This window comes from Candidatus Pelagibacter sp. HIMB1611, assembly GCF_052047715.1.
Classification (GTDB): Bacteria; Pseudomonadota; Alphaproteobacteria; order Pelagibacterales; family Pelagibacteraceae; genus Pelagibacter.
The window spans coordinates 922,544-948,091 of the sequence record NZ_JBNAJM010000001.1; the positions used below are offsets into that span (position 1 = coordinate 922,544).

22 protein-coding genes, 2 tRNA genes and 1 other RNA gene are annotated in these 25,548 nt (G+C 26.9%); 14 read left to right on the plus strand and 11 right to left on the minus strand.

Translation table 11 applies throughout. The features are described from left to right. Positions 1 to 250: 250 nt before the first annotated feature. Positions 251 to 607, minus strand: an RNA gene (gene rnpB / locus ACTTAS_RS05090) — RNase P RNA component class A. A gap of 41 nt (positions 608 to 648) precedes the next feature. Next, positions 649 to 1,380 carry an N-acetylmuramoyl-L-alanine amidase gene (locus ACTTAS_RS05095; RefSeq protein ID WP_440678570.1) on the minus strand — a complete coding sequence of 244 codons (732 nt, stop codon included), beginning with the start codon at positions 1,378 to 1,380 and terminating at the stop codon, positions 649 to 651. 105 nt (positions 1,381 to 1,485) lie between these two features. Between ACTTAS_RS05095 and ACTTAS_RS05100 the strand changes: the two genes are divergently transcribed. The 3 genes from ACTTAS_RS05100 to ACTTAS_RS05110 are packed head-to-tail and all read left to right on the plus strand — an operon-like array spanning position 1,486 to position 3,371. Further along, positions 1,486 to 2,292, plus strand: coding sequence for an MlaA family lipoprotein (locus tag ACTTAS_RS05100; protein ID WP_440678571.1), 807 nt, complete (start codon positions 1,486 to 1,488; stop codon positions 2,290 to 2,292). Positions 2,293 to 2,309: 17 nt separating this feature from the next. After that, a complete protein-coding gene (locus ACTTAS_RS05105) occupies positions 2,310 to 2,894 on the plus strand; it encodes an MlaC/ttg2D family ABC transporter substrate-binding protein (protein ID WP_440678572.1) in 585 nt (194 codons plus the stop codon). A 6-nt stretch (positions 2,895 to 2,900) separates the two neighbouring features. Then, the gene (locus ACTTAS_RS05110; protein ID WP_440678573.1) at positions 2,901 to 3,371 is read left to right on the plus strand and encodes a hypothetical protein; all 471 of its coding nucleotides are present in this window, start codon (positions 2,901 to 2,903) and stop codon (positions 3,369 to 3,371) included. A gap of 3 nt (positions 3,372 to 3,374) precedes the next feature. Here ACTTAS_RS05110 and ACTTAS_RS05115 read toward each other — a convergent pair. The 5 genes from ACTTAS_RS05115 to ACTTAS_RS05135 all read right to left on the minus strand — a co-directional run bounded on the left by ACTTAS_RS05115 (position 3,375) and on the right by ACTTAS_RS05135 (position 7,713). Then, positions 3,375 to 3,451: transfer RNA gene (locus tag ACTTAS_RS05115), tRNA-Ile, on the minus strand. 58 nt (positions 3,452 to 3,509) lie between these two features. Further along, positions 3,510 to 3,584, minus strand: a tRNA-Val gene (locus ACTTAS_RS05120). Positions 3,585 to 3,587: 3 nt separating this feature from the next. Next, entirely contained in the window at positions 3,588 to 5,411 is a 1,824-nt protein-coding gene (gene rpoD, locus ACTTAS_RS05125; RefSeq protein ID WP_440678574.1) for an RNA polymerase sigma factor RpoD, read from the minus strand. Between the two features lie 65 nt (positions 5,412 to 5,476). Further along, a complete protein-coding gene (gene dnaG / locus ACTTAS_RS05130; RefSeq protein ID WP_440678575.1) occupies positions 5,477 to 7,252 on the minus strand; it encodes a DNA primase in 1,776 nt (591 codons plus the stop codon). Continuing rightward, a complete protein-coding gene (locus ACTTAS_RS05135) occupies positions 7,252 to 7,713 on the minus strand; it encodes a GatB/YqeY domain-containing protein (RefSeq protein WP_440678576.1) in 462 nt (153 codons plus the stop codon). Before ACTTAS_RS05135 ends, dnaG begins: the two co-directional genes overlap by 1 nt. A gap of 127 nt (positions 7,714 to 7,840) precedes the next feature. On the opposite strand from ACTTAS_RS05135, the gene carA reads away from it, so the two are divergent. From carA to ACTTAS_RS05160, 5 genes are all read left to right on the plus strand, one after another. Further along, complete coding sequence (carA, locus tag ACTTAS_RS05140; RefSeq protein ID WP_440678577.1) at positions 7,841 to 9,037, plus strand: glutamine-hydrolyzing carbamoyl-phosphate synthase small subunit; 1,197 nt, start codon at positions 7,841 to 7,843, stop codon at positions 9,035 to 9,037. Beyond that, on the plus strand, positions 9,015 to 12,233 hold the full coding sequence (carB, locus tag ACTTAS_RS05145; protein WP_440678578.1) for a carbamoyl-phosphate synthase large subunit: 3,219 nt from the start codon (positions 9,015 to 9,017) through the stop codon (positions 12,231 to 12,233). The genes carA and carB overlap by 23 nt, the downstream gene beginning before the upstream one ends. An 87-nt stretch (positions 12,234 to 12,320) precedes the next feature. Then, positions 12,321 to 12,707, plus strand: a complete 387-nt coding sequence (locus ACTTAS_RS05150; RefSeq protein WP_440678579.1) for a hypothetical protein — start codon at positions 12,321 to 12,323, stop codon at positions 12,705 to 12,707. 3 nt (positions 12,708 to 12,710) lie between these two features. Continuing rightward, positions 12,711 to 12,923: a hypothetical protein gene (locus ACTTAS_RS05155; RefSeq protein ID WP_440618849.1), complete on the plus strand. Its 213-nt coding sequence runs from the start codon at positions 12,711 to 12,713 to the stop codon at positions 12,921 to 12,923. A gap of 99 nt (positions 12,924 to 13,022) precedes the next feature. Next, positions 13,023 to 13,325, plus strand: coding sequence for an STAS domain-containing protein (locus tag ACTTAS_RS05160; RefSeq protein ID WP_440618851.1), 303 nt, complete (start codon positions 13,023 to 13,025; stop codon positions 13,323 to 13,325). Positions 13,326 to 13,357: 32 nt separating this feature from the next. Here the strand turns inward: ACTTAS_RS05160 and ACTTAS_RS05165 are convergent, their stop codons facing one another. Together ACTTAS_RS05165 and ACTTAS_RS05170 are read right to left on the minus strand one after the other, a co-directional pair. After that, complete coding sequence (locus ACTTAS_RS05165) at positions 13,358 to 14,008, minus strand: prepilin-type N-terminal cleavage/methylation domain-containing protein (RefSeq protein WP_440678580.1); 651 nt, start codon at positions 14,006 to 14,008, stop codon at positions 13,358 to 13,360. A gap of 59 nt (positions 14,009 to 14,067) precedes the next feature. Beyond that, positions 14,068 to 14,760, minus strand: coding sequence for a class I SAM-dependent methyltransferase (locus ACTTAS_RS05170; protein ID WP_440678581.1), 693 nt, complete (start codon positions 14,758 to 14,760; stop codon positions 14,068 to 14,070). Between the two features lie 93 nt (positions 14,761 to 14,853). Here ACTTAS_RS05170 and ACTTAS_RS05175 point away from each other — a divergent pair, with 93 nt between their 5' ends. The 4 genes from ACTTAS_RS05175 to ACTTAS_RS05190 are packed head-to-tail and all read left to right on the plus strand — an operon-like array spanning position 14,854 to position 20,382. Continuing rightward, a complete protein-coding gene (locus tag ACTTAS_RS05175) occupies positions 14,854 to 15,738 on the plus strand; it encodes an AAA family ATPase (protein WP_440678582.1) in 885 nt (294 codons plus the stop codon). Further along, positions 15,728 to 16,639 carry a hypothetical protein gene (locus ACTTAS_RS05180; protein ID WP_440678583.1) on the plus strand — a complete coding sequence of 304 codons (912 nt, stop codon included), beginning with the start codon at positions 15,728 to 15,730 and terminating at the stop codon, positions 16,637 to 16,639. Before ACTTAS_RS05175 ends, ACTTAS_RS05180 begins: the two co-directional genes overlap by 11 nt. Then, positions 16,632 to 18,563: a transglutaminase family protein gene (locus tag ACTTAS_RS05185; RefSeq protein ID WP_440678584.1), complete on the plus strand. Its 1,932-nt coding sequence runs from the start codon at positions 16,632 to 16,634 to the stop codon at positions 18,561 to 18,563. The genes ACTTAS_RS05180 and ACTTAS_RS05185 overlap by 8 nt, the downstream gene beginning before the upstream one ends. After that, the gene (locus ACTTAS_RS05190) at positions 18,547 to 20,382 is read left to right on the plus strand and encodes a hypothetical protein (RefSeq protein ID WP_440678585.1); all 1,836 of its coding nucleotides are present in this window, start codon (positions 18,547 to 18,549) and stop codon (positions 20,380 to 20,382) included. The genes ACTTAS_RS05185 and ACTTAS_RS05190 overlap by 17 nt, the downstream gene beginning before the upstream one ends. A gap of 47 nt (positions 20,383 to 20,429) precedes the next feature. On the opposite strand, the gene ACTTAS_RS05195 is transcribed toward ACTTAS_RS05190, so the two are convergent. Beyond that, complete coding sequence (locus ACTTAS_RS05195; protein ID WP_440678586.1) at positions 20,430 to 21,017, minus strand: pilin; 588 nt, start codon at positions 21,015 to 21,017, stop codon at positions 20,430 to 20,432. Between the two features lie 255 nt (positions 21,018 to 21,272). Between ACTTAS_RS05195 and ACTTAS_RS05200 the strand changes: the two genes are divergently transcribed. Together ACTTAS_RS05200 and ACTTAS_RS05205 are read left to right on the plus strand one after the other, a co-directional pair. Further along, positions 21,273 to 23,159: a tetratricopeptide repeat protein gene (locus tag ACTTAS_RS05200; RefSeq protein ID WP_440678587.1), complete on the plus strand. Its 1,887-nt coding sequence runs from the start codon at positions 21,273 to 21,275 to the stop codon at positions 23,157 to 23,159. Beyond that, a complete protein-coding gene (locus ACTTAS_RS05205; protein WP_440678588.1) occupies positions 23,160 to 23,864 on the plus strand; it encodes a glycosyltransferase in 705 nt (234 codons plus the stop codon). Here the strand turns inward: ACTTAS_RS05205 and ACTTAS_RS05210 are convergent. Next, on the minus strand, positions 23,856 to 25,481 hold the full coding sequence (locus tag ACTTAS_RS05210) for a hypothetical protein (RefSeq protein ID WP_440678589.1): 1,626 nt from the start codon (positions 25,479 to 25,481) through the stop codon (positions 23,856 to 23,858). The genes ACTTAS_RS05205 and ACTTAS_RS05210 overlap by 9 nt on opposite strands. Positions 25,482 to 25,548: the final 67 nt, after the last annotated feature.

Sequence of the window (25,548 nt, forward strand, 5' to 3'; positions counted from 1 at the left end):
TTATAAATTCCATAAATGGGAATATATGGGAATATATGGGTATTTAAAATGATAGTCAAATGTTGATTCTGTGCTTAATTAAAGTCATTTTATAGGGAAAAATTAAATATTATGAATGGGGATGGATGTGTTCTTAATTTATTAGTCTGCTTAAATAATGAAGATGCTTTTTATTATTCTATTTAATTTATTCTAATACTTAGAACAATAATCTTATTGATTTTTGTTTCTTTTGTTTATTAAACTTTTGAGTGCCAGATAAACTATAAGCCGGGTTCTGTCATTTAAACTTATCATTTATCTAGGCTTAAGATCACTCTTAAACTCAAGCAACTAACCCTGATGACTAGCCAAGGACGGCTTTTAGCTTTGCAACAATGTCATCTCTACTTAGTCTTGCTCCCAGTGGGGTTTTCCAGCGTTCATTGTTACCAATAGAACCGGTGTGCTCTTACCACACCTTTTCACCCTTGCCATGTTATGGCGGTTTATTTTCTGTGGCACTGTCCCTAGGGTCTCCCCCGCCAGGTATTACCTGGCACTGTGTCCTTGTAGAGCCCGGACTTTCCTCTTTAAAATAAATTAAAGCGACAAGTCATTTATCTGGCAGAGTTAACTTATTATCAAACTTAAAAATTACAAGACAATTTAATTAAGCTTTTTTATTAGGTTTTTACTTATTAACAAACATTCTTTATCAATTTTCCCGTCTATCAATTCTTGTCTAAATCTCCTTTGAAATGCAAAAGTGATATTTTTGATGTATTTATTTTTATTTATTTTCGAGTTCTTAGGATATCCAATTTTATAAAGATTATTTATAAATTTTATTTTTAATATGTTGCTTATTTTTAATTTTCTATAAAATTTAATTTCGTTTGATTTTAACTCATGCCAGATACCTATCTTATTTTTTGACAAAAATTCCCACGGAAATTTTTCACCTGGATCTTTTTTTCTATCTGGTGCAATATCCGAATGACCTAATATTGATTTTGGATTAATTTTATATTTTTTAATAATATATTTTGTTAATTTAATTACAGAATAAACCTGTTCTTTTGAAAATTTTTTATACTTAAACTGATGACCAGGATTACTTATTTCAATTCCAATAGAATTTTTATTTAAAGATTTAAACTTTTTCCAACTAGAAACTCCTGCATGCCAAGCAGTATATGAGTCAGGTACCATTCTTAAAATTTCACCGTTATTTTTTATAAAGTAATGACAACTTACTTTGGACTTAATATCTAATAATTTATCAATAGCTTTTTTCTCATTTTTCATTCCTGTATAATGAAAAATAATGAAATTAATTTTATCTAAACTCCTTTTTTTTGAATCAAAATTAGGTGAATAATTTGGATTAATTTTCATGCTCAATTTGGGGTCTATTTTCACCAATTATTAAACACTTTATCGACATTTTTCTAATTTAAAAAATTCCTTTATTATAAGAATTTATATAATATAAGGTGACCAATGCTTAAGAAAATATTAATAATCTCTGTTCTAATCTTCCTACAAGGATTTAATGCCTATGCTGGATCAGATGGAGAAAACACTTTAAACAAAAAGAAAACTGAGCAAATAACAAAAACTAGAGACTGCTTTGAAAAGTTAAATAGAGCAACTTTTTCATTTAACCAAGGTCTTGATAAAGCATTATTAAAACCTATTGCAGAAGGATATAGAAAACTACCAGAAGGAGTGCAAACAGGCACAAGCAATGCAGTAAGAAATTTATCTAACTTAATAACAATCCCAAATAATGTTTTACAAGGTGATGTTAAAACTGCATTCGTTAATACGGGAAGATTATTAGTTAATAGCACTGTTGGGATTTTAGGATTTGTTGATGTTGCTAATAAAATGGGATTTCCAAAATACGTAAGAGAAGATTACGGTCAGACATTAGGTAAATGGGGATTTGGGCCAGGTTGCTACCTTGTGCTTCCAGTGCTAGGGCCATCTACCGTTAGGGACACTACAGGATCATTTGTTAATATAGTGGGTGGGGACCCTTGGTATAATGCTTCTACTCATGGGAACAATGAATTTTTGAGTGAAGGAGTTTATTTGGCATCTAAAGGTGTAAGTGGTATCGAATTTAGAGCAAATAACATAGAGTCACTTGAAAACCTTGAAAAAAATTCAATAGATTTTTATGCTTCTATCAGAAGTTTATATTTACAAGATAGAGAAAATAAAATTAAAAACCTTCAAAGAGGAAACTTAGAAATAATTTTTGAAGATGATAATGGCTGGGAAGAAATCGAAAACAAATAATTAATTATTCCAATAAAATGAAAAAATTACTTATATTGTTAATCTTATTTAATCTTAATTTAACAAACTGTTTCTCGATAGAAGCAGATGTTTTTGTTCAGTCTACTGTCAATAGAGCTGCTGAAACTTTAAGTAGCGGTCTAACAAAAGAAGAAAGGATGGATAAATTAAAATCGATAGCTTTAGATACAGTTGATATAAGAGGTATAGGTTTCTATTCACTTGGAACACATAGGAAAAGTGCATCTGACGAACAAAAAAATGAATATGAAAAAGTATTCACTGAATATTTTTTACAAAGCTTCTCAAGTAGATTGGCAGAATATTCAAATCCAATTATAAACGTTGATTCAAAAAAAAAAATAAATGAAAACTACACTATAGTCTCAAGTACTCTTGTGGCGACCGATAAGAGACCAGCAGTCAAAATAGATTGGAGAATCTATACAAAAAATAAGGAACAACCACTTATTAGAGATCTTATTATTGAAGGATTAAGTTTAGCAAGAACTCAGAAAGAGGAATTTAATTCAATTATTCTTAGTGCTGATGGTAATATCGATGCATTGATTTCAAAATTAAGAGATTTTTCAAATAGCTAATTAATTTTGAAAATTTCAACTAAATTAATACTTTTAATTTCAGCTTTAACTTCTTCCGTTTTTTTTATTTATTCATCGTACAAAGGAATAATTTTATACTTCGTTAATGACGCATTGGAAGATACTTTTGTAGGTGGAAGTGCATCTGATATTTCAATTTTTTTGTGGTTTACAATTTCTGGAATTTTAATGCTTATAACTTTAATGTTTTTATTTTTTTTAAAAATTAAAGATTTAAAAAGTCAAAAAATTATTGTTATTAGTTTAACAATTTTTTGGATCACAATTTCAATATTTTTAACGCTTATAAATTTCTCAAATTTTTGGATTTCGTTAATTACTTTAACTGTAGGTATTCTTTCATTTTTAGCAGTTAAGAATCTTAAAAAAACAATAATTGCTGAATTAAATAAAAAAGGGTTAACTGATAAAGAAATATACCTTTTGCAGAAACTAGCAGGTATATCAAAAGATTAAGTGTGGTGGGCCCGCCAGGACTCGAACCTGGGACCAATACATTATGAGTGTACTGCTCTAACCAACTGAGCTACAGGCCCAAAACAATAGTTAGATATATCATTTTTATTAACTTATCAAATAGAGATAAATCAAAAATGGTGGGCCGTGTTGGTTACGCTCCAACTACCCCTGCAATGTCAATGCAGTACTCTACTATTGAGCTAACGGCCCAATCTAGCTTTCTAAGAAACTTTTTAGTTGTTTAGATCTACTTGGGTGCTTTAATTTTCTAAGAGCCTTGGCTTCTATCTGTCTAATTCTTTCTCTTGTTACAGAAAACTGCAAACCTACTTCCTCTAAAGTGTGATCGGTATTCATCCCTACACCAAATCTCATTCTTAATACTCTTTCCTCTCTTGGAGTTAAGGTAGATAAAATTTTTGTAGTTGCCTCTCCAAGGTTAGATTTAATAGCTTGCTCTAATGGAGCTAAAGCTTTTGTGTCTTCAATGAAATCTCCTAAGCTACTATCTTCCTCATCACCAACTGGTTTCTCTAGAGAAACAGGTTCTTTTGAAATTTTTAGAACTTTTCTAACTTTATCCAAAGGCATTCTTAATTTTTGTGCCAATTCTTCAGGTGTTGCCTCTCTACCAAATTCACTTAAGATTAATCTTTGAGTTCGCACTATTTTATTAATTGTCTCTATCATATGAACAGGTATACGAATTGTTCTTGCTTGGTCTGCAATTGATCTAGTTATTGCCTGTCTAATCCACCAAGTTGCATATGTAGAAAATTTATATCCTCTTCTATATTCAAATTTATCAACTGCTTTCATTAATCCAATATTACCCTCTTGAATTAAATCTAAAAATTGCAATCCTCTATTTGTATATTTTTTTGCTATTGAAATTACCAATCTTAGGTTTGCTTCAACCATCTCTTTTTTAGCTATTCTAGACTCTTTTTCACCTTTTTGAATTCTGCTAACTAATTTTTTAAAATCAGTTACAGAAATTCCAAGTTTGTAGCTAATTTCAATAAGTCTTTCTCTTATATTTTTAAATTCTTCCTTATTTTTTGCAAAGAATTGCTTCCATACTAAATTTGTATCTAAAAATTTTTTAAGATTTGGATTTATTTCATTACCTACATAAAATTTTATAAATTCATTTCTTGGTATTTTTTGATCCATCGCAAGTCTCAATAAATTACCTTCTAAAGAAATTATTTTTTTATTCTCAACATAATGTTTTTGAACAAGTTCTTCTAAAACAGAAGGAGATAGTTGAAGTGATTTAATATTTTCTAAAATATCATTTACAATTTTTTCATATCCTTTTTCCTTCGCAGGTGTAAAATTTTGAGAATTTAATACACAATCTAATTTTTCTTTTTGATATTTAATAAGCTTTGTATATTCTTTAGTTAAAGTGTTTACTGTTTTTAATACTTTTGGTTTAATTTCTGTCTCCATTGCAGCAAGAGTTGGATTGAAGTCATCATCTTCATCTGAAGAGCCTTCATCTTTATCTGTCTCTCCTGCATTTTTTTGTTTAGCACTTGGTCCAGTTGATTCATCTTCCATATAGTTTGTATCTATATCTATAATTTCTCTAACTAAAATTTCATCTTTTTGAAGTTTTTCATTCCACTCAAAAAATTGTTGTGCTGTTATAGGACTTTGTGATAATGCAATTAACATCACATCCTTTCCAGCCTCTATTCTTTTTGCAATAGCAATTTCTCCTTCTCTTGAAAGTAATTCAACACCTCCCATTTCTCTAAGATACATTCTGATAGGATCATCGCTTTTCTCAATTGTTTTTCCTTCTTCTTTATTTGAATTTTCTTTTTTTCTAAGAACTTTAAAATCTGATTTTTTTTCAACTAATGAAATATTTTCATCTAAGATATGAATAAAAGCTTGAGCAAGATTTTCATCTGATAAATTTCTTTTACCTAACGATTTACTTAATTCTTCATAAGTTATGAAACCTCTATGAGTTCCACGACCCATTAATCTAGCAAATGATTTTGTAATAATTCTTTCCACAGCGATAAAGTTGAAAGTCTTATATAATGTCAAATCTGTAAAAATCCATTACAAATTTGTCCAGATTAATTGAGATTCTGCTTTTTTTTGAGCTCTTTTAGCTCATTAAATGTGCTCTCACTCATATCGACTGAGAACTTCGATTCTAACTCTTGGATTCTAAACTCAAGATCATAATTCATCAAATCTCGTGAGATATCTTCAAGTAATTCAATGATTTTCTGTTCATCTTCAGAATTATTTTTTAAAATATATTTTATAGGTGCAAATTTATTTATTTTTTCGATTATCTGACTATCCAAGTTTAAGTCCTGAAGAGCTATTTGATTTTCAGATTTTAAAACTTCAATTATTTGATAAAAGATTTTTTTATTAACTTCAGTAAATAATTTAATATTTTCTATTAAATGAATATTAGATTGCATTAAATTTAAATTATTAATTATCAAATAAATTAAGGAATATTCTTTAAGCTCAACTCCAGATAAAGATTGGCTTTCATTGTAATACCTCTTGGTAGCATCTAAAGATTTGGTTGGTTTTTTATAAGATTTTTTATTTTTTTGATTTGAATGAGGCGTTAATTCTGCAATTTTCTCTAAAAAATATTCTAATACATATTTTTTTATATAATCATCCTTAATAGTGTTTGCTACCTCTCTTAATCTTTTTTCAAAAATAGCCATGGAAGAAGGATTATTTTCAGTTTGTTTTTTATAGTGACTAAAAATAAATTGATGAATTGATAATTTAGATTGTTTTGTAAATTCTATGAAATTAGCTTTACCATTTTTATTTACATAACTGTCAGGGTCTTCTTTATTTGGTAAAAATAAGAATGAAATTTGTTTTTCCGGTTTTAATTCTTTAATTGAATTTTCTGCAGCTCTTAATGCTGCTTTATAGCCACTTTCATCACCATCAAAGCATATAATTATATCATCAAAAAATTGGTTAAGAATTTGAATTTGTTTATCAGTTAGTGAGGTACCAAGATTTGCAACAGCATTATTAATTCCATTTTTACTTAACCCAACAACATCCATATAACCTTCTACCAAATAAATATGATCTACTTTGTTTGATAATTTTCTTGCTAAATCAAGATTGTATAAGTTTGATCCTTTTTTAAAAAATAAAGTTTCAGGTGAGTTAATATATTTTGCAAGATAATCTAGGTTTTCTATTATTCTGCCACCTAAAGCAATTGGTTGACCAGTTATATTATTAATTGGAAAAATTAATCTTCCTCTAAATCTTTCAACATAAATTTTCTTTTTTTCATCTAGATAAAACAATCCAGTTTCAATTAAGGTTTGTTCACTATATTTATTTTTTAACTGTTCAAAAATATTTGGATTTTTTTTAACATATCCAATTTTAAATCTTTTTACGTCCTCTTTACTTAAAGATCGATTTTTTAAATACTCCCTAGCATTAGTATGTTGTTCATTTTTTATTAACTCATCATGGTAAAAATCAACATACTCATTATAAGTTGATTTATATTCATTCCATTTTTTTTCTCTTTCTTCATCTTTCTTTGAAAATAAATATGGTTGCATACCTGCTAATTGAGCTAAATGTTTAACTGCTTCGCCAAATTTTAAATTTTGGGTTTTCATTACAAAATCAAAAATATTTCCATGTTCAGAAGTAGCAAAACAATGATAAAATTCTTTTTCATCATTAACTGTAAATGAAGGTGTTTTTTCGTTTTTAAATGGAGACAATCCCACAAATTCTTTACCTCTTTTTTTTAATGAGACTGTTTTTGAAACAACAGTTGATACTTTCAACCGTGTCTTAATTTCATCTAAATACTCTTTGGGGTATTTCATTAACTATTCAATAATTCCTTAATTATTGATCCAGCTTTAGAAAAATCAATTTCATCAGAATGAGATTTCTTTAACTCACCCATTATTTTACCCATATCTTTAATCGAACTAGCACCCAATTTTGAGATTAATTCAGCGCAAAGTTTTTTTGTATCTTCTTCGCTCATTTGTTTAGGCAGAAAACTGGTTAAAATATCATATTCATTTTGTTCAACTTCTAATAAGTCAGATCTGTTATTTTTTTTATAAATCTCAATAGATTCGGCTCTTTGTTTAATCATTTTTTTAAGAAGCTTTTTTATATCCTCATCATCTGTATCTTTTTTGTTGGGCCCAGAACGATTTGCAATGTCTAAATCTTTAATAGAAGATAAAATTAACCTGTAGGTTGATATTTTATTTTTATCTTTCGATTTTAGAGCATTTTTATATTCGTTTTCGATAGTGTTCTTTAAAGACATAATTTTTTTAATCTACTTCAAAGAAAAAATTCTTCAAAAGAAAAATTGTTTTTTTACAATTTTATAATACATCTCTGTTGCGATAATAAAGCAATTATTGTATTAACCTTTAACTCATGAGTTGTAATTGATCAAAAATTCAAAAAAAATAAACTCAAAAAATAATCATCAAAATAATACAGGCTTTTTAGTTCTAGAAAACAAGAAGGTGTTTAAAGGAATTGGTATTGGCTACGAGGGAGAGGCAACTGGAGAAGTATGCTTCAATACCTCTTTGACTGGTTACCAAGAAATAATCTCAGACCCTTCATATGCAGGGCAAATTATTAATTTTACCTTTCCACATATTGGAAACGTTGGAACTAATAAAGAAGATATAGAGTCAGATAAGATATGGACCAAAGGAGTAATTTTTAATTCAGAAATAACAGATCCATCAAATTATAGAGCTTTTTTACATCTAGATGCATGGCTTAAGAAAAACAAAATTGTTGGTCTCACTGGTCTAGATACTAGAAGTTTAACTAATTTTATTAGGGATAAAGGAGCACCAAAAGGAACAATTGCTTTCTCAAAAAAACAAAAATTCAATATAAGTAAACTAATAAATACTACTTTAAATTGGAGTGGGTTAAAAAATCTAGATCTTGCTAAAGAAGTATCAACTCCAAAAAATTATACATGGAAGGGTTTTAAAACTTGGAAAAAGAAAGATGGATTTGTAAAAAATAAAAGAAATCAATTTCATGTTGTTGCAATAGATTATGGAATTAAAAAAAATATTTTAAGATATTTTTCTGATTTTAATTGCAAAGTGACAGTAGTGTCATGTGTAACTTCTGCTGAAAATATAATTAAACTTAAGCCTAATGGAATATTTCTATCAAATGGTCCTGGAGATCCAGCTGCTACAGGGAAGTATGCGATAAATATAATTAAAAACCTTATTAAAAAAAATATTCCAATATTTGGTATTTGTTTAGGTCACCAGATTCTCGCTTTAGCACTTGGTGGTAAAACAAAAAAAATGAAGTTAGGTCATAGAGGTGCAAATCATCCTGTAAAAAATTTAATTCATGACAATGTAGAGATCACTAGTCAAAACCATGGCTTTGAAGTTGTTAAAGAAACTTTACCAAAAAAAATTCAAGTCACTCATAAATCATTATTTGATAATAGTGTTGAAGGAATTAAGTTAAAAAATAAACCTGTATTTTCAGTTCAATATCACCCTGAATCTAATCCAGGACCTCAGGACAGTGTTTATTTATTTCAAGAATTTATTAACAATATGAAAAAAAATGCCAAAAAGAAAAGATCTTAAAAAAATATTAGTAGTAGGTGCTGGTCCAATTATTATTGGCCAAGCATGTGAGTTTGATTATTCAGGAACTCAAGCTTGTAAAGCTTTAAAAGATGAAGGCTATAAAGTTGTTTTAATTAATTCTAACCCTGCAACAATCATGACCGATCCTGATGTTGCAGATAAAACTTATATAGAACCTATCACATTAGATGTTCTAGAAAAAATTCTTATAAAAGAAAAACCAGATGCAATTCTTCCAACAATGGGAGGCCAAACTGCTCTTAATCTTGCAATGGAAGCAGAGAAAAAAGGGATATTAAAAAAATATAAAATAGAACTTATTGGTGCAAATTCTAAAGCAATTTCTAATGCTGAAGATCGAAAGAAATTTAGAAAAAATATGATTGATATTGGTTTGGATTTACCAAAATCTGAAATTGTTAATAATATCAATCAAGCTTCTAAAGTACTTAATAAAATTGGTTTACCTGCAATCATTAGACCTGCATTTACCCTAGGTGGTCTAGGTGGTGGAATAGCAAAAAATAAAAAAGAATATCTTAAAATTATAAAAAATGGATTACACGAGTCACCAGTTAGCCAGGTTCTTGTAGAGGAGTGTTTAGAGGGTTGGAAAGAATTTGAGATGGAAGTTGTAAGAGATAAAAAAGATAACTGTATCATCATTTGCTCAATAGAAAATATTGATCCAATGGGAATTCACACAGGAGATTCTGTAACTGTTGCTCCAGCTTTAACTCTTACTGATAAAGAATATCAAGTTATGAGAAATGCCTCTATTGCGTGTTTGAGAAAAATTGGAGTTGAGACAGGTGGATCTAATGTTCAATTTGCAATCAATCCAAAAAATGGACGAATGGTTGTTATTGAAATGAATCCTAGAGTATCTAGATCATCAGCACTTGCATCTAAAGCAACCGGGTTTCCAATTGCAAAAGTAGCGGCTAAGCTCGCAGTTGGTTATACTTTAGACGAACTTAAAAATGAGATCACAAAAGTAACACCTGCTTCTTTTGAACCAAGTATTGATTATGTAGTAACTAAAATACCAAGGTTTACTTTTGAAAAATTTTCTACATCGCCAGCAACTTTAGGCACTTCAATGAAATCTGTTGGAGAGGCAATGGCTATTGGGAGAAACTTCAAGGAGTCTGTGCAAAAAGCATTGGTCTCTTTAGAAACTGGTTTTTCTGGTTTTGACCAAATATTCAATTTAAATAAAAAACAAATCGAAAAAAAACTTAAAGAGCATATTCCAAATAAAATGCTTCTTGTTGCCGAGGCTTTTAGAAAAAAAATTAGCTTAAAAAAAATATATAGTTTATCTAAAATTGATCCTTGGTTCTTAGGACAAATTAAAGAGATTGTTGATAACGAGCTAGTTATTAAAAAAAAAGGTCTTCCAAAAAATTATAATGAATTTAATAGAATTAAATCTATTGGTTTTTCAGACAAAAAATTAGCTGAGCTTACTAATTCCTCAGAAGATATGGTAAGAAGAAAACGAACAGCTCTAAAAGTGCTACCTGTATACAAAAAAGTTGATACCTGTGCTGCTGAATTTAAATCATTTACGCCTTACATGTATTCGACTTATCAAAGAAATTTTTCAATAAGCACTGAGTGTGAAGCAGGTCCTTCAAATAGAGAGAAAATAATAATTCTAGGTGGTGGACCTAACAGAATAGGCCAAGGGATTGAGTTTGATTATTGCTGTTGTCAGGCAAGTTTTTCTTTAAAAGACGCAGGTTTTGAAACCATCATGGTTAATTGTAACCCTGAAACTGTATCTACTGATTATGATACGAGTGACCGGTTATATTTTGAACCTTTGAAAGAAGAGTATGTATTTAACATTATTAAAAAAGAGCAAGAAAAAGGAAATCTAATAGGAGTTATTGCTCAGTTTGGAGGACAAACTCCAATTAAGCTTGCTAAATTTTTAAATGATAACAAACTTCCAATTTTAGGAACACAATATAAATCAATAGATTTAGCAGAGGATAGAGATCAATTTAGAAATTTATTAATTAAATTAAATTTAAAACAAGCTGATAGTGGAATTGCAAAAACATTCAAAGAAGCAATCAAAATATCAGAGAAAATTGGCTTACCACTAGTTGTTAGGCCTTCATATGTTCTGGGTGGTAGAGCAATGGAAATTGTTCATGAAAAAAGTCAATTGAAAAACTTTGTTGAGGAAGCATTTAAAGCTGCTGAAGAAAATCCAATTTTAATTGATAAATTTCTAGATCATGCAATGGAAGTTGATGTTGATGCTATTTCTGATGGTAAAGATGTTTATGTAGCAGGTATCATGCAACATATTGAAGAGGCAGGAATTCATTCAGGGGACTCAGCATGTAGTTTGCCACCGGTATCTATTAAACCATATCTAATTAAAGAAATTGAAAACCAAACAAAGAAACTAGCTCTAGCTTTAAAAGTAAAAGGTTTTATGAATATTCAATATGCAATCAAAAAAGATGAAATTTATATCATTGAAGTTAATCCTCGTGCCAGTAGAACCGTGCCTTTTGTATCTAAAGCAAAAGGTATTCCGCTTGCAAAGATTGCATCAAGAATAATGGCTGGTGAAAAGCTTTCTAAATTTAATCTAAAAGATAAATCAAAAGGAATGTACGCAGTAAAAGAGGCTGTATTTCCTTTTAATAAATTTCCAAATAGCGATTTACTCTTAGGACCTGAAATGAAGTCTACAGGTGAAGTAATGGGGTTTGACAAAGATTTTGGAATGGCTTTTGCTAAAAGTCAGATTGCTGCAGCTAATTCACTTCCAAAAGAAGGTCTTGCATTTATATCTTTAAAAGATTCGCATAAAGATGAAGGTATTGATCTTGCAAGAGAGCTAACAAAGCTTAAATTCAAATTATGCGCAACTAAAGGTACTGCTGAATACATACAAAAACATAGAATGAAATGTAGAATTATTAATAAAGTAAGTAGTGGTAGTCCTCACATTGTAGATGTTTTAGACTCAAATAAAATTGCCCTTGTAATAAATACAGGTGGTGGAAACAGTGAGCACAGATTAAATGATGCTATTGCATTAAGAAGAGCAACTCTTAAAAATAAAGTTCCATATTGTACAAACATGTCCACTGCTTTAGCATGTTTAGAAGCAATTAAATCTTTAAAAACTAAAAAGCTAGAAGTTCAAGCTATTCAATAAATATCTATAGAAAAATTATATATTAAGCTTAGATAATAATATAAATTTTATTTTAAATGCAACCCAATTTGGGTAAAAGATCACCTCATGCATTTACATAATTATAAAATAATCGAAGATTTAGTCGCTTCAATATATACAAAAGATATATCAGACTTTGGTGACAGATCTTATTACCCTCAAATATTAAAATTAGTAAGCAGAATTAATTTAAAAAATTTCACAAATGAAAATCTAATTTGTGAAAATGAGGTTTTTTGCTCTACTTCAAATGGAGCAAGTATTAATTTAATTTCAAGAAGTCTTGGTCTTCCAAGAGAAACTGTTAGAAGAAAAGTTTCAGAATTAATCAAGTTAAATTGGTTAATTAGAGACAATTCAAAAATTTATGTTTCTCAAGAATGGAGAAAAAAAAATTTAGAAAATAATGAAATAATTCTCAAAGAATTAATTGAGCTTTCTACAAAAATTTAAATTATGAACAATATTCAACATATAATTTTAAAAAATAAAAAAATAAATGATGTGGTGGTACCTAAAGCTTATTTAGAGAATAATGAATATAACGCTAAATTAAGCTATGAAGAAATGATGAATAAGATTAATGGGAAAGAGAAGAAAAAGAAAAAACTAATCTATTTTGTATCCACTGTTTCTGCAATCGCATTAATTGCTGCAAGCTACTCTTAGGCTTAATTATTTAAATTAAATTCAATATTTATCATCAGCAATAACATTTAAGTTTAATGATTTTGTTGACTACGTGTTTACTCTGATTATATTCAAATTATGAGTTATCCAGAAAAAACTGAAAATGATGTTCTGATAATAACAGTCAGTGGTGAAATAGATCTAGAAAATTCTGGAAATTTAAGACAACAAGTACACGGAGCTTTAGATGACAATAAAGCTGTATCAGTTGATATGAGTGCTGTAAATTATATTGATAGTTCAGGAATTGCAGTATTGATTGAAAGTAAACAAAGAGCTGGGGAAGGAAGTAAAGAATTTAAAATAGTTAAACCTAGCGAAGCTGTAGTTTCAGTTTTAAAACTTGCAAAACTAACAAGTTTTTTTGACATCGAGAATTAATATTAAATATTTTAAATTTAAACCCTCTTCTATTAATCGTAATCTGCGTCAGTATCAATAGCGTCTGCACCTGTATGCCATGCACCATGATCTGATAAGTTCCAACCACAGTCTGCTTGACCATCTGCAGCACTACTTGAAAAATATTTTCCGCCAATTGATTTATGCGAATAATCTCCCGTGTCTCTATGAATGATCACTCTAAATCTAGCTTTTTCCATCGGGCATCCACCACCTGAACCATAACCACCAGTCGATTTATAACAAAACATCTGTATCATTCCTCTTTTGTGGTTTGACCAAGACTCATTATCAATTGTTATGCTAGTCTTATTAGGTTTCCATGGATTTTTAAACGTAGAATTATCCGTGCCACCATCTAAAAAATAATTTTTCATTGAAATTAAAAATTGTTTACAAGTAGTGTCTGAATTAATCATATCACCAGTTAAATTACCTCCATCATCGTATTCAGGAGTAGCACTTCCAAGATCATTTTGAACAATAATAGTTTCAGTTTCCATATATTTTGTGATTGTTGCGTAATTTTGTTCTAAAACTTTTAGCCTAGTAGAGTCTACATAACTTTGATACCCAACAACCCCAACACCCGCTAATACGCCAATAATTGCAACTACGACTAAAAGTTCGACAAGAGAAAAACCTTTTTGAATTAACTTCATAATATAAACCTACAAAATTCGTTAGTTATTGAAAAGTACACATTTTGGTTATGAAAAAGTTATTTTTTATTAACAATTATAAATAATGATTTTCCAAATAAATTAAAGAATAATTTATCAAATAGTTTTGATAGTGGTATCAAAGAGTCCCAAATTTTAATTTTATGATGAAAATTTTTTTTATAATCGTTTAAAAAAATCTTTGATATCAACGAAAGTAAAAAACCAATACTGTCATAATATTTCATTTGATAGCTTGAATGGTCAAGATTTTGTATTAAATCTTTAATGCTTTTTTTATCATACCTTCTAAAGTGATTTACATCTTCATCAAATTTCGAATATAGATATTGAAAAGCTGGAACATTAATAATCAATTTACCCCCTGATTTAAGTGAATTAAATGATTTATTAATCTCATCTAAATCATTTTGTATATGCTCTAAAACATCAAGATATAAAATAGTATCATAAGTATTAGGCGTGAGAGGAAACTCTTTATTTATTAAAAATACGTTTTCATTATGTTGATATTTAGATTTTAGATTTTCAAATAAGATTTTTGAAGGTTCAAATAAATCAACTTTTTCTACTTTATCTATATAGAGTTTTAAATTTTTACCATTACCAGGACCTATTTCAGCAGTATATCCAGAGATATAATCTTTTATTAAATCATTTTGATAGTTTCGAAAATTTATAGAATTATCAAAATGTTCTAGCTCCCAGCCTTGATAATTAATTTTATTCATAAATAGATAAGTTATTTATAATATCATGTTTGTTTTACAATTTTTTATTTTGATATTAAAAATTATGGTCTATTAGAAGTAACTATATTAAATATGATTAATAAACTAATTAATAATATTCAAAAAAGCATTATTGGAAATGAGTTTAAGATTAAAATTTCCATAGCCACCATTTTGAGTGGTGGTCATATATTAATCGAAGATCTTCCAGGTACTGGCAAAACAACATTTGCAAAATCTTTAACTTCAGCAATGAACTTAAAATTTAAAAGAATTCAATTTACATCTGATTTATTGCCGAGCGATATTCTTGGATATACTTTTTTAAAAAACGATGAATTCATTGTTAACAAAGGTCCAATATTTACAAACATTGTTCTTGCAGATGAATTAAACCGTGCAAGTCCAAAAACCCAAAGTGCTTTTCTCGAGTCGATGGAAGAAAAAACAGTTACAATCGATAAAGATACATTTGAACTTCCTAAGCCATTTTCAGTTATTGCAACTCAAAACCCCTCGGACTTATCTGGAACTTCATTATTACCTGAATCTCAATTAGATCGATTTACTATCTCATTTTCTTTAGAAGAATTGAGCAAAGATCAAAGAATAAAATTATTAAAAAATGAAATAGATAATAATTTAATTCAATCAAACTTCTCATTTAATGAAGTAGTTGAAGATATTAATCAAATAAATATAAATGATAATGTAATTGAATATTTAGATAATGTATCTGAATATATTAAAAACAATTTTAGTAACACCCATATTTCCCCTAGATGTTTAAAACAAACTATTCATCTGTCAAAATCGTTAAGTTTTCTTAACTCAAAGAAATATGTGACCTATCAAGAGATTAAAGATGTCTTGCCTTTTATACTTCGTCATCGATTAAATATTGTTGAAAAAAAAGAATTCATAGAATTCATGAATAATGAAATTTTAAATAAAGTTCCATTACCTGATGAAAAATAGTTTTTGGAAAAAAATTATTTTAAAAAAATCCTTAAAAAATCCTAATACTATAAGTCGAAAAAATTTATATATTTTTCCAAATTTAAGAGGGTTTCAAATTGCTACTTTAATTTTTTTTTGTTTTGCAGTAGCTATTTTTTATCAAAATAATTTTGCATTATTGTTATCAATTCTTCTTTTTTTTATCTACTTCATTTCAATTTTGATATCATATCAAAATTTACTCAATTTAGATTTATCAATTAGTAATAAACTTCATCCAGCAAATAAATTTGTAAGTTTAATTTACCAAATCAATGATAAACAAAATAGAGAAAGGCTAAATGTTAGTTTTGATCTGGACAACGAAACTACTAAAAAAGACATCAATCGTAAAACAACAATTAATTTAAAATATAAATTTGATAGAAGAGGTAAAACAGATACCCCTGCTTTAAACATTCATTCTTTATTTCCTTTTGGAATTATAAAAACATTTACTAATGTATCCTTTAAAGAACGTTTAACTATCTATCCAGAGCCCATTAGACCTTCAACTGAAATATTGGAACAATTATATCAACTTAATACTGATGAAGGGTTTGAATATGAGTTTGATAAAATAGAAGAAAACAAAGAAAATATTAATTTTTCAAAAATTTCATGGAAACATTCATCAATTAAAAAAAAATTTTATGAAAAAAAATTCAAATTTAATAATAATTTGCAGCATATAACAATAGATTTACAAATGATAAATGCTGAAAGTTTTGAAAAAAAACTCTCTTATGCCAGTTATTTAATTGAATATTTCTATAAATTAAAAAAACCATTTTTATTAAAGAACAAAGATTTTATTTCAGCAATTGCTTGCTCTTTAGATCATAGAAATAAACTTTTAACCTATCTTGCTAATGCCTAGAATAAATTTATTAAATTATAATTTTAATGCTTTGGTGATACTAGTTTGCAGCTATTTAGTTCTAATTCCTGAAGTTGAAATTTCAACTAATATTTTTTTTCTAATATTATTCTTTTTTGCAGTTATTCAAAAAAGCTTTAGTTATAAATATAAGAAAATATTTAGCTCTATTTTAGCTATAGCAACAATATACATTTTATTTATCTTAAATGACCAAACGTTATCTAAAGAATATTTTATCAATTTAATATTAGGATTAATATTTCTCAAATATTCAGAAATTGAAAAAAAAGAAAATCATTATTTTTTTGGATTTTCGTGTGTGTTTTTAGCTGTTAGCTCTCTAGTATACGGCCAGGATTTAATCAGCTCATTTTTATCATTTACTATAATCCTATTATCGATCATCCATTTATATTCCTTAAATCAAACCAAAATTTTAAAATTAAACTTAAATAACCTTTTTAGATATTTTATATTTGCGCTGAGTATCATTCCAATCATTGCAATTATTTATTTTGTCTTTCCAAGAGCAGAATTAAATGTCAAATTATTTGAAACTAAAAAAAATCAATTAGGAATTCCTGATAAAATAAGTTTGGGTTCGTTTCAAAATATTTCAGATAGTGAAGAAAATGTTTTTATTTTTAAAACTAATATTCAAGATGAAAATAAAAAATACTATTTTAGAGTTAAGGTATTTGACAAATTAAGTATTAGTAAAGATTGGTTAAATTCTGATTATAAAATACTATTAGCCCAGTTTAAAGATAGTTTTAAGGTTTCAAATCCTATTGAAAAACAAGATGTAGATGCGTCCTTAATAATGTTCCCACACGAAAAAAAATGGTTTCCAAAATTAGCCAACTATAACTTTAAAAATTCAAATCTAAATTTAAACCTCATTAATAATACACTCACCACTAATAAGGTAGTGACCAACAAAAAATCTTATAAACTAATTTATGATAAAAGAGATGCAACATATCAAAAAAAACTTTTAGATTTTTATACACTTTTACCTAACAATATTTCCCCAAAGTTAAAACAGTGGGCAAAAACAAACTTTGAAAACACAAGTGATCCTAAAGATTATTTAGATAAGATATTAAACGAATTTAAAACTAATAATTTTTTTTATAGCTTAACTCCAGTTAATCAAGGTAACGATTATGAAAACTTTTTTTTCAACACTAAAACTGGATATTGTGAGTATTATGCTGGAACTTTTACTATACTTGCAAGATTAGTTGGTATTCCAGCTAGAATAGTTACTGGCTATTATGGTGGATCGTACAATAATCTTGGTAATTTCTACACTTTTAAGCAGCGTGATGCCCATTCTTGGGTGGAAGTATTTATTGATAATAATTGGTTTCTATATGATCCAACACTTTCTGTGCCAAATGAAAATATTCTTAATTCAAACAATTCTAACTTCGAAAGTTTTGAGATATCTTCGGTAAGTTCCAATAATGAACAAAAAATAGATATTAGTAGAGTTGGAATTTATTTTGAATATATCAATTATGTATGGACTAATAGTTTTTTAAGATATGATGAAAGATCTAGAACAAACTTTATTAAAGAAAAACTCTCTAACACAGATATGTACAAATCAATTTTCTTTATTTTATTTTCAATAATAGCCTTCATTTATCTTATAAAGATATTACTATTTATTTATGCTAGAAATTTTTTGTACAAATTATTTTTTAATAAACTTAGAAAAAATAATAAGAATTTATTAAATTATATGACCCACCAAGAAATTTACAAATCTTTAAAAAATATAGATCAAAGAAGATTTGAAAATTTATTTAAACTTTATGAACAAATTAAATTTGATAAAAAATATAAAATTTCATTAAAAAATTTTTACTTAATTAATTTTCAAATAATCAAATATGCTTACTTTAAATAATAAAAATAAAGCATTATTTATTTCTTTAGCAGTTCTAATATTTGCAATTCATCAAATAATGTTTCTATCTTATTTGAATATTGGATCTTTTCATTTTGACTACCAATCAGCTTTATCAAGATTAATATTTGGGAAAATTTGGTTTTTAAAGAATGGATTAACTGTTCCTTGGTTTACACCACATATTTGCTGTGGTGCACCCTTTTTTTCAAATCCTCAATCAGAATTTTACTCACCTATTCAATTTATATTTCATTTTTTAAAACCTTTAACAACATTTAAAGTTATCTTTTTTATATATTCTGTTTTGGGATATCTTGGCTCTTTTTTAATTTTAAGAAGAATATTTAAACTCACTAATAATGCAGCTTTAATTGGATCAACTATATTCCTCTTTAATCATTATTTTGCTTTTCATTATTTATCAGGCCATATTGGTTGGGGTTTATTCTCTATTATTCCAATATTTTTTTATATTTCAGCAATATCTTTAGATCAAACCAATAAAAAATATTCTTTTTTTCTAATTACAAGTTCAGCATTAATTTTTGCAGTCATGATGCATAGTGGTGGCACTAGAATAATTATGGAAATTTTAGTTTCTGTATTTTTTTTAACTTTATTGCATTTAATTAAATACAAAAATTATAAAATCATACTTTATGTTTCTATTAGTGTTTTAATTGGATTGTTAATTTCTGCCTCTAAAATTTATGCTGCATGGTCATTTGTAGAAGGTCTGTCGAGGAATGTGGCACCAATTTATTTTGATAGTATTTGGAAGTTTATTTCAGTCTTTTTTGACTTTTTCTTTTTATCACCACGAGAAAGTATAGAAAATGATGTTGGCTCAATGTCAGCAATTTTATCTATTGAAGAATTGTCATTTAATGTAACAATTTTACCTTTGGTTATTTTTATTATTTATTTAAGAAATTTTCCAAAATTTACTGATGATAAATTTAAATTAACCTTTAGTTTTATTTTATTCATAAGTGTTTTTATTCTAATCCTACTAAATTTTTCAAATACTGCAGTTGGATCAATTGTAAGAAAAATACCTTTTATAACAAATGATTGGATATCCTTTAGAATGCTTGCTCCATTAATAATCTTATTTTCAATACTTACTGCAATGATGTTTGATAAAATTTCTTTTAAAAAAAATAATACTTTTGCGATTATATTTTTATCAATAATAATTATTCAAAACTTATCTTTTGATAGAAATAAATTATATAATCTTTTTTCACACACAAATCTGAAAGACTTATTAAATTATGAAGTATCAAGATCAAATATAGATGAGTATAATATTGAAAAAATTCTAACAATTTTAGACAAAGACTCTAAAGTAGATGGTCCTAAACAACATGACTTTTTTTTAGAAAATGAATCTATTCAATTTTGTTATTTTTCAGTATTCGGATATAGCCTAGAAGCACTTAAACCTGTGGTAAAACCTTTAATATTTAATCATCATGAGATTTGGACTATTAAAGATGAATTCTCAAATGATCAAAATTTTAATCAAACTATGAATGTATATAAGGGAGATCCTTTTTTTGAAAGAAATGGAAATCTTAATTTCATTAATCCATCATGTTATCTAAATCCTGAAGAAAATAATTGTAAAGAAAATTTTCTATTCAAGGCAACTAATAAAGAAGAATTGACTAAATTTTTAAATTACAAACCTTTTGAATTTAAACAATTAAAGTTACAAATATTTTTTAATTATTTAAGCTTAATAACTTTTATTTTTACTTTAATTTCATTTTTTTATTTTTTAATAGGAACAAAAAAAACCCCCCTCTAAAAAAATTTAGAGGGGGGTTTAGTTAAATCTTTTAATTTTAACTTAATTTACTTAAGTTGAAATTCTTTTGCTTTATATTCTCCAGTGCTTCCAGCAGAGCCATCTTCAGTGTAATATTCCACTAAGAAATATCCTGAAGTTGATGCTGCTGCAAAAATTCCTCCAGAAGGAATAACAGCACCATTAACTGTTGCATCAGCAGAAGGGAAAAATCTTACGTTAACTTGACCCTTTTTAACGTCTGCAGCAGCGGAACTAAATACTATTTGATTTCCACCAGCAGCATCATATGGGTTTTTAAAAGCATTACCATATCCATCAGTTGCAAAGTAACAAGTTAGTCCTTCTACAAAGTCAGACAACGTATTACTGTAAACTGTGTAAGGAGTTAATGAAGAACAAGAACTTCCTGCGCTAATTGCGCCAGATACTGTTTGAATATTGTTGTTTAAGAGTGTTAGTTCTGTTTCAACAAATCTTTTCACTGAGTTAAAGTTTGCAACAGCTACTCTACTTTTAGCAGAATCTGTGTAACTTTGATAACCCACAATCCCAACACCAGCTAAAACTCCAATAATTGCAACAACAACTAGAAGCTCAACTAGTGAGAAACCTTTTTGTAGTGTTTTTTTCATAATTATGTTTTTCCTTTAATTAAAGAATTATATATATATATGAAGCTTTTCTATCAATTTTGCTTATGATGTAAATCATAAAAATAGCATTTTAACCCTGTAATATATAAGTTTTTTGTCGCCCATTTTGGGGGCAATTAGTTTATAGTGGTTTTACTATATAAATTCATAAAAAATTTTTTATACGATATTAACCAGTAAGCTAAAAAAATTACTAATTTAAATTAAGTTAAAATTAATTATTTAAAAACCTATATGAAACTAACAGAGTTACAAAATAAAATATTTGAATACATTATATATTTAATCTCATTTGGTCTTTTTTTATTTTTTTTTGGACACACTTTAGATTATGGAAGAACATATGACGATTTTGCTTTAGTAGATCGTTTTACAAAATCGCCTGGGGATGCAAAACTGATTGCAAGTTTTTTCTATGCAAAATTTCATTTTTATCCTGTTTATTTTTTAACACATGAATTGGATAATTTTTTAACTTTTTTGCTAAATTTTAGCGGAATTGAAATTTTAAATTCAAAAATAGCTAAATTTACAAATATTTTTTTACACGTAACTAATAGTTTTCTAGTTTTCTTATTAATAAAAAAAATTTTGAAAATCGAAAATAACTTAAGTAGCAATATAGTAATTTTTTTAAGTTCTTTAATTTTTTTATTTCATCCTATTACATCACAAATTATTTTTAATATCACTACCCGAAATGAAAGCTTAGCTTTATTTTTTGGACTTTTAACATTCATATATTGCATCTCAAATATTCATAATAAAAGAATTATAAATTATTTTTTTATTTCATTATTATTTTTTTTATCTTTGTGCTCTAAATTAATGACTATTTATTTAGCGGGTTTAATTCCATTAACTATTTTTTTACTCAATTTTCATCAAATGAATTTAAGAGAAAATTTTAAAAAGAATTTTGATATTTTTATTTTGTTGTGTGTGACTTTTATTGTCTACTATTACTTAAGAACAGTTTTTACTGAAAAAAATAGTCTTAGTTTTTATGGGAATTTTAATGATTTATTATTTTATTTTTTAACCTCACTAAAATTTTATTTAATTGGATTATTTCTTCCCTATGAGCATATATATGTTTATGCAACAAATTATGATTTAAGTTTATCGATAATTATATTTATCATTTTTTTAATATACACAACATTAGCATTTTATTTATTTTTAAAAAAAAAAGATCCTATCCTATTAATTAGTGTTTTTTGGATTACCGCAAGTTTAACTTTGCCAGTTATGTTTGGGATGATTGAAAAAGGTTTTCCATTAATCTCAAACTTAGCTGAAAGATATCAATATTCGTCGGTTGTATCGGTATCCTTGATGCTGGCTTGGATTTTCAGTAAATTTTTTAATCATCTTTATAAAAAAACCTTAATCTTAAGTTTTTATGGGTTAATCTTAATATCTTCAATATTTGTTCTGCACGATAGAAGTAAAGTTTATATCAATAACACTGAGTTTATGACTTTAACAGATGAAAATAGTCCTAAAAATGTTTTTAGATATTCGTTTGGAGTAGAAATGAGAGATGCCATATTAAAAAATGATATGATAACCTATAGATTTAATTTGTATCAAATGTATCAATTAGATACATCGTTTGATGAAGCCATATTGGAATTTCTAAGATACTACATTTATGAAAAAAACGAAAAAGGCATCAAATTTTTTGAAGAAGAGTTCGAAAAAAACTTCAAAGATAGTCCACCTGCAAGGTTTAAATTAGCAAGATTCTATACATTGTATGAGGATTATAATAAGGCCGAAGATCAAATAAAAAAAATCTTTGAAAAGTACGAAGAAATAAGATCTCAATTCGATACACCTTCAAGAAGAGTGACATTTTTAGATCCTCCTATAGATGATTTATATTTTGAACTAGGAAAAATAAGTTTTTATCGAGAAGATTATGAGAAAGCTTTAGAAAATTTTAAAACAGCAAATGTAATAAATCCTCTACATGCAACCGCTTTGTATAACGCTGCAATTACGTTGAAAAAACTTGGATTAAATGAGGAAGCCACTAAATTTTTTAAAGATGCTATCAAAATAAATCCCTTTTTAAGAGAAACAACTTCTAACTTAATTGCTGGAACAAATTAAATGGGACATGAAATAAGTATAGTGATACCCACTCTTAATGAGGAAAAAAATATTAAACCTTTAACACTAAGAATTATTAAAGTTTTAAAAAAAAATAAATTTGAGATTATTTTTGTTGATGACAATTCGACCGATCAAAGCAAAAAAATATTATTAGCTTTATCTAAAAAATATAAATTTTTTAAACCAATATTCAGAAAAAAAAATAGAGATCTAACCCAATCCTGCTTTGATGGAATAAAAAAATCAAAATATAAAAATATTTTAATTTTAGATGCAGATTTACAACACAATCCAAAATATATTCCACAAATTTTTAAGGAATTTAATAAAGGTAAAGATATTGTAATTGGAGCAAGAAAATTAACATCTGGAAAAAACAAAGGTTTATCTGAAACAAGAAGATTTGCATCTGTATTTCTAATATTTTTATTTAAAGTTTTTGATATTCAAACAAAAGACCCAATGAGCGGTTTTTTTCTATTTAAAAAAGATATTTATTTAAAAAATAAAAGCAGATTTTTTGGAAAGGGATTTAAAATTTTAGCTGATTTATTAATTAACTCAAAAGCAAAATTAAAGACTAAAGATGTCTTTATAGATTTTAATAGACGCTATGAAAGTGAAAGTAAAATGAATATCAAAATTTTGTTAATATTAATTCAATTTTATATAACTAGTTTAATAAAGAAATTATTAACCTAATAATTTTTTCGCAATCTCATCAATCATAGTTTCATTATGTTTTATCCATTCTCTAGATTTTTTTGAAATTGTATTTTTAACATATTTCTTTGCATCTACTATATTTGAAAATTTTTTAATTGGTTTTTTAAATTCTTTATTCAAATCTGTTGAACCAATTTTATCTAAAATACTTTTTATTTCATACTCAGATAATTGCTCTTTAAGCAGATTAAATTGTTTATCCATTTCTTTTTTAATATTTGGGAAAAATTCTTTTTTTATTTCCTCTGAAATTAATTCTGAATTAAAAGATTTTTGCTCTGGCACTGTAGATTTAGCTTCCATATTTTTTTGCAATATAGAGTGACTATGTTGCAACTCAGATGAATGATACATTTGCAACATTCTCATATTCTGCATGTCCATAATTTTCGACATTTGATCAAATTTATCTTGAAGTTTTTCAGACTCACTTCTATTTTTTTGTTTTTCTTCAATTTTATTAAATAACTCTGGCTCTATATTTTGAACTTTTTGATTTAACTCTTCAATTTTTTGATTGGCTTCGTTTCTATAAGTTGAAATATTGTCTAAAGTCTCATCAATTTTATTATTTAAATTATTTAAAGAATTTTCGATTTTTAAATTGTAATCTCTTAAATCATTTATTTTATCTTCAAATCGTTTTTCTAAATTTATACTTTCATCTGATTTTTGAGGGTCATTCAGTTGTCTAATGCTATCATCTATTTTAGTTGAAATAGAATTAATATTATTTTGGATATCATCAAACTGATTATTTAAATTCCCGATTTGATCTTCTAAATTTGCAAAATTTTTATTTGCTTCATCTTCATATTTTTCAAATTCTTGGTGGTAACTTTCGTTAATGTTATTAAGTTTATTTTCAATACTTTCTTCTGATCTGGTAAGTGCTTCAGTTAGTTTTATATCTAATTCATCATTAAATTTTTCAGAGAATAAGTTTTTCTGATTTAATAACTCATCTAATTTTTCTGTAAGTTCAGAACTACTAAGATCTAAATCATTTATTTTTGCATTTAACATCTCCAACTGTTCGTTAGAGAATATTTGAGTACTTTTTGGCTCTTCTTTAATTAAATCATCATTTGCAGATTTTTCATAATCGGCTTCTTGAGCATTCACAACAGTTTCTGCAACTTCATCAGTTAGATTAATGATGTCATCTACTTCTTCAATTAAATCTATTATCTTTTGATTATTAATGTCAGCAACTTCGTCTTTGAGTTCAATAATATTTTCATCAAAATTTCCAAAATTAGACAAATCATTATTAGCTTCATCTATTTCGCTCAAATTTTGATCAACAATTTCATTATTAAGAAAAATAATTTTTTCACTTTTATTACTTCTTGGAGTTGATTTTGGTTTTACAGTTGTGTCTTGAGACGATGAAACTACAACAGTTTTATCTGTTCCTGTCGATGACATCTTTGCTTCCATGCCATCCTTAAGATCAATTACTTGGTCGTTGAAAATTTCCTTGAGTTTTTGCACATAAAGTTGTCTTGATAGTTTAAGTTTTTTATCTTTTAGTAACTCAAGCCTAATTTCATCAAGAGTTTTTTTGATGTAAATTGGAGTTTTTTTCATATAATAAATTTATACGTACGAATCATTTACAGTTTATCAAATCTATAAATGATAGTAAAAAATTTAT

Coding starts and splice junctions, on each gene's coding strand:
- ACTTAS_RS05095 (WP_440678570.1), bottom strand. CDS start 1,380: ATGAAAATTAATCCAAATTATTCACCTAATTTTGATTCAAAAAAAAGG.
- ACTTAS_RS05100 (WP_440678571.1), top strand. CDS start 1,486: ATGCTTAAGAAAATATTAATAATCTCTGTTCTAATCTTCCTACAAGGA.
- ACTTAS_RS05105 (WP_440678572.1), top strand. CDS start 2,310: ATGAAAAAATTACTTATATTGTTAATCTTATTTAATCTTAATTTAACA.
- dnaG (WP_440678575.1), bottom strand. CDS start 7,252: ATGAAATACCCCAAAGAGTATTTAGATGAAATTAAGACACGGTTGAAA.
- ACTTAS_RS05135 (WP_440678576.1), bottom strand. CDS start 7,713: ATGTCTTTAAAGAACACTATCGAAAACGAATATAAAAATGCTCTAAAA.
- carB (WP_440678578.1), top strand. CDS start 9,015: ATGCCAAAAAGAAAAGATCTTAAAAAAATATTAGTAGTAGGTGCTGGT.
- ACTTAS_RS05150 (WP_440678579.1), top strand. CDS start 12,321: ATGCATTTACATAATTATAAAATAATCGAAGATTTAGTCGCTTCAATA.
- ACTTAS_RS05155 (WP_440618849.1), top strand. CDS start 12,711: ATGAACAATATTCAACATATAATTTTAAAAAATAAAAAAATAAATGAT.
- ACTTAS_RS05160 (WP_440618851.1), top strand. CDS start 13,023: ATGAGTTATCCAGAAAAAACTGAAAATGATGTTCTGATAATAACAGTC.
- ACTTAS_RS05165 (WP_440678580.1), bottom strand. CDS start 14,008: ATGAAGTTAATTCAAAAAGGTTTTTCTCTTGTCGAACTTTTAGTCGTA.
- ACTTAS_RS05170 (WP_440678581.1), bottom strand. CDS start 14,760: ATGAATAAAATTAATTATCAAGGCTGGGAGCTAGAACATTTTGATAAT.
- ACTTAS_RS05175 (WP_440678582.1), top strand. CDS start 14,854: ATGATTAATAAACTAATTAATAATATTCAAAAAAGCATTATTGGAAAT.
- ACTTAS_RS05180 (WP_440678583.1), top strand. CDS start 15,728: ATGAAAAATAGTTTTTGGAAAAAAATTATTTTAAAAAAATCCTTAAAA.
- ACTTAS_RS05185 (WP_440678584.1), top strand. CDS start 16,632: ATGCCTAGAATAAATTTATTAAATTATAATTTTAATGCTTTGGTGATA.
- ACTTAS_RS05190 (WP_440678585.1), top strand. CDS start 18,547: ATGCTTACTTTAAATAATAAAAATAAAGCATTATTTATTTCTTTAGCA.
- ACTTAS_RS05195 (WP_440678586.1), bottom strand. CDS start 21,017: ATGAAAAAAACACTACAAAAAGGTTTCTCACTAGTTGAGCTTCTAGTT.
- ACTTAS_RS05200 (WP_440678587.1), top strand. CDS start 21,273: ATGAAACTAACAGAGTTACAAAATAAAATATTTGAATACATTATATAT.
- ACTTAS_RS05205 (WP_440678588.1), top strand. CDS start 23,160: ATGGGACATGAAATAAGTATAGTGATACCCACTCTTAATGAGGAAAAA.
- ACTTAS_RS05210 (WP_440678589.1), bottom strand. CDS start 25,481: ATGAAAAAAACTCCAATTTACATCAAAAAAACTCTTGATGAAATTAGG.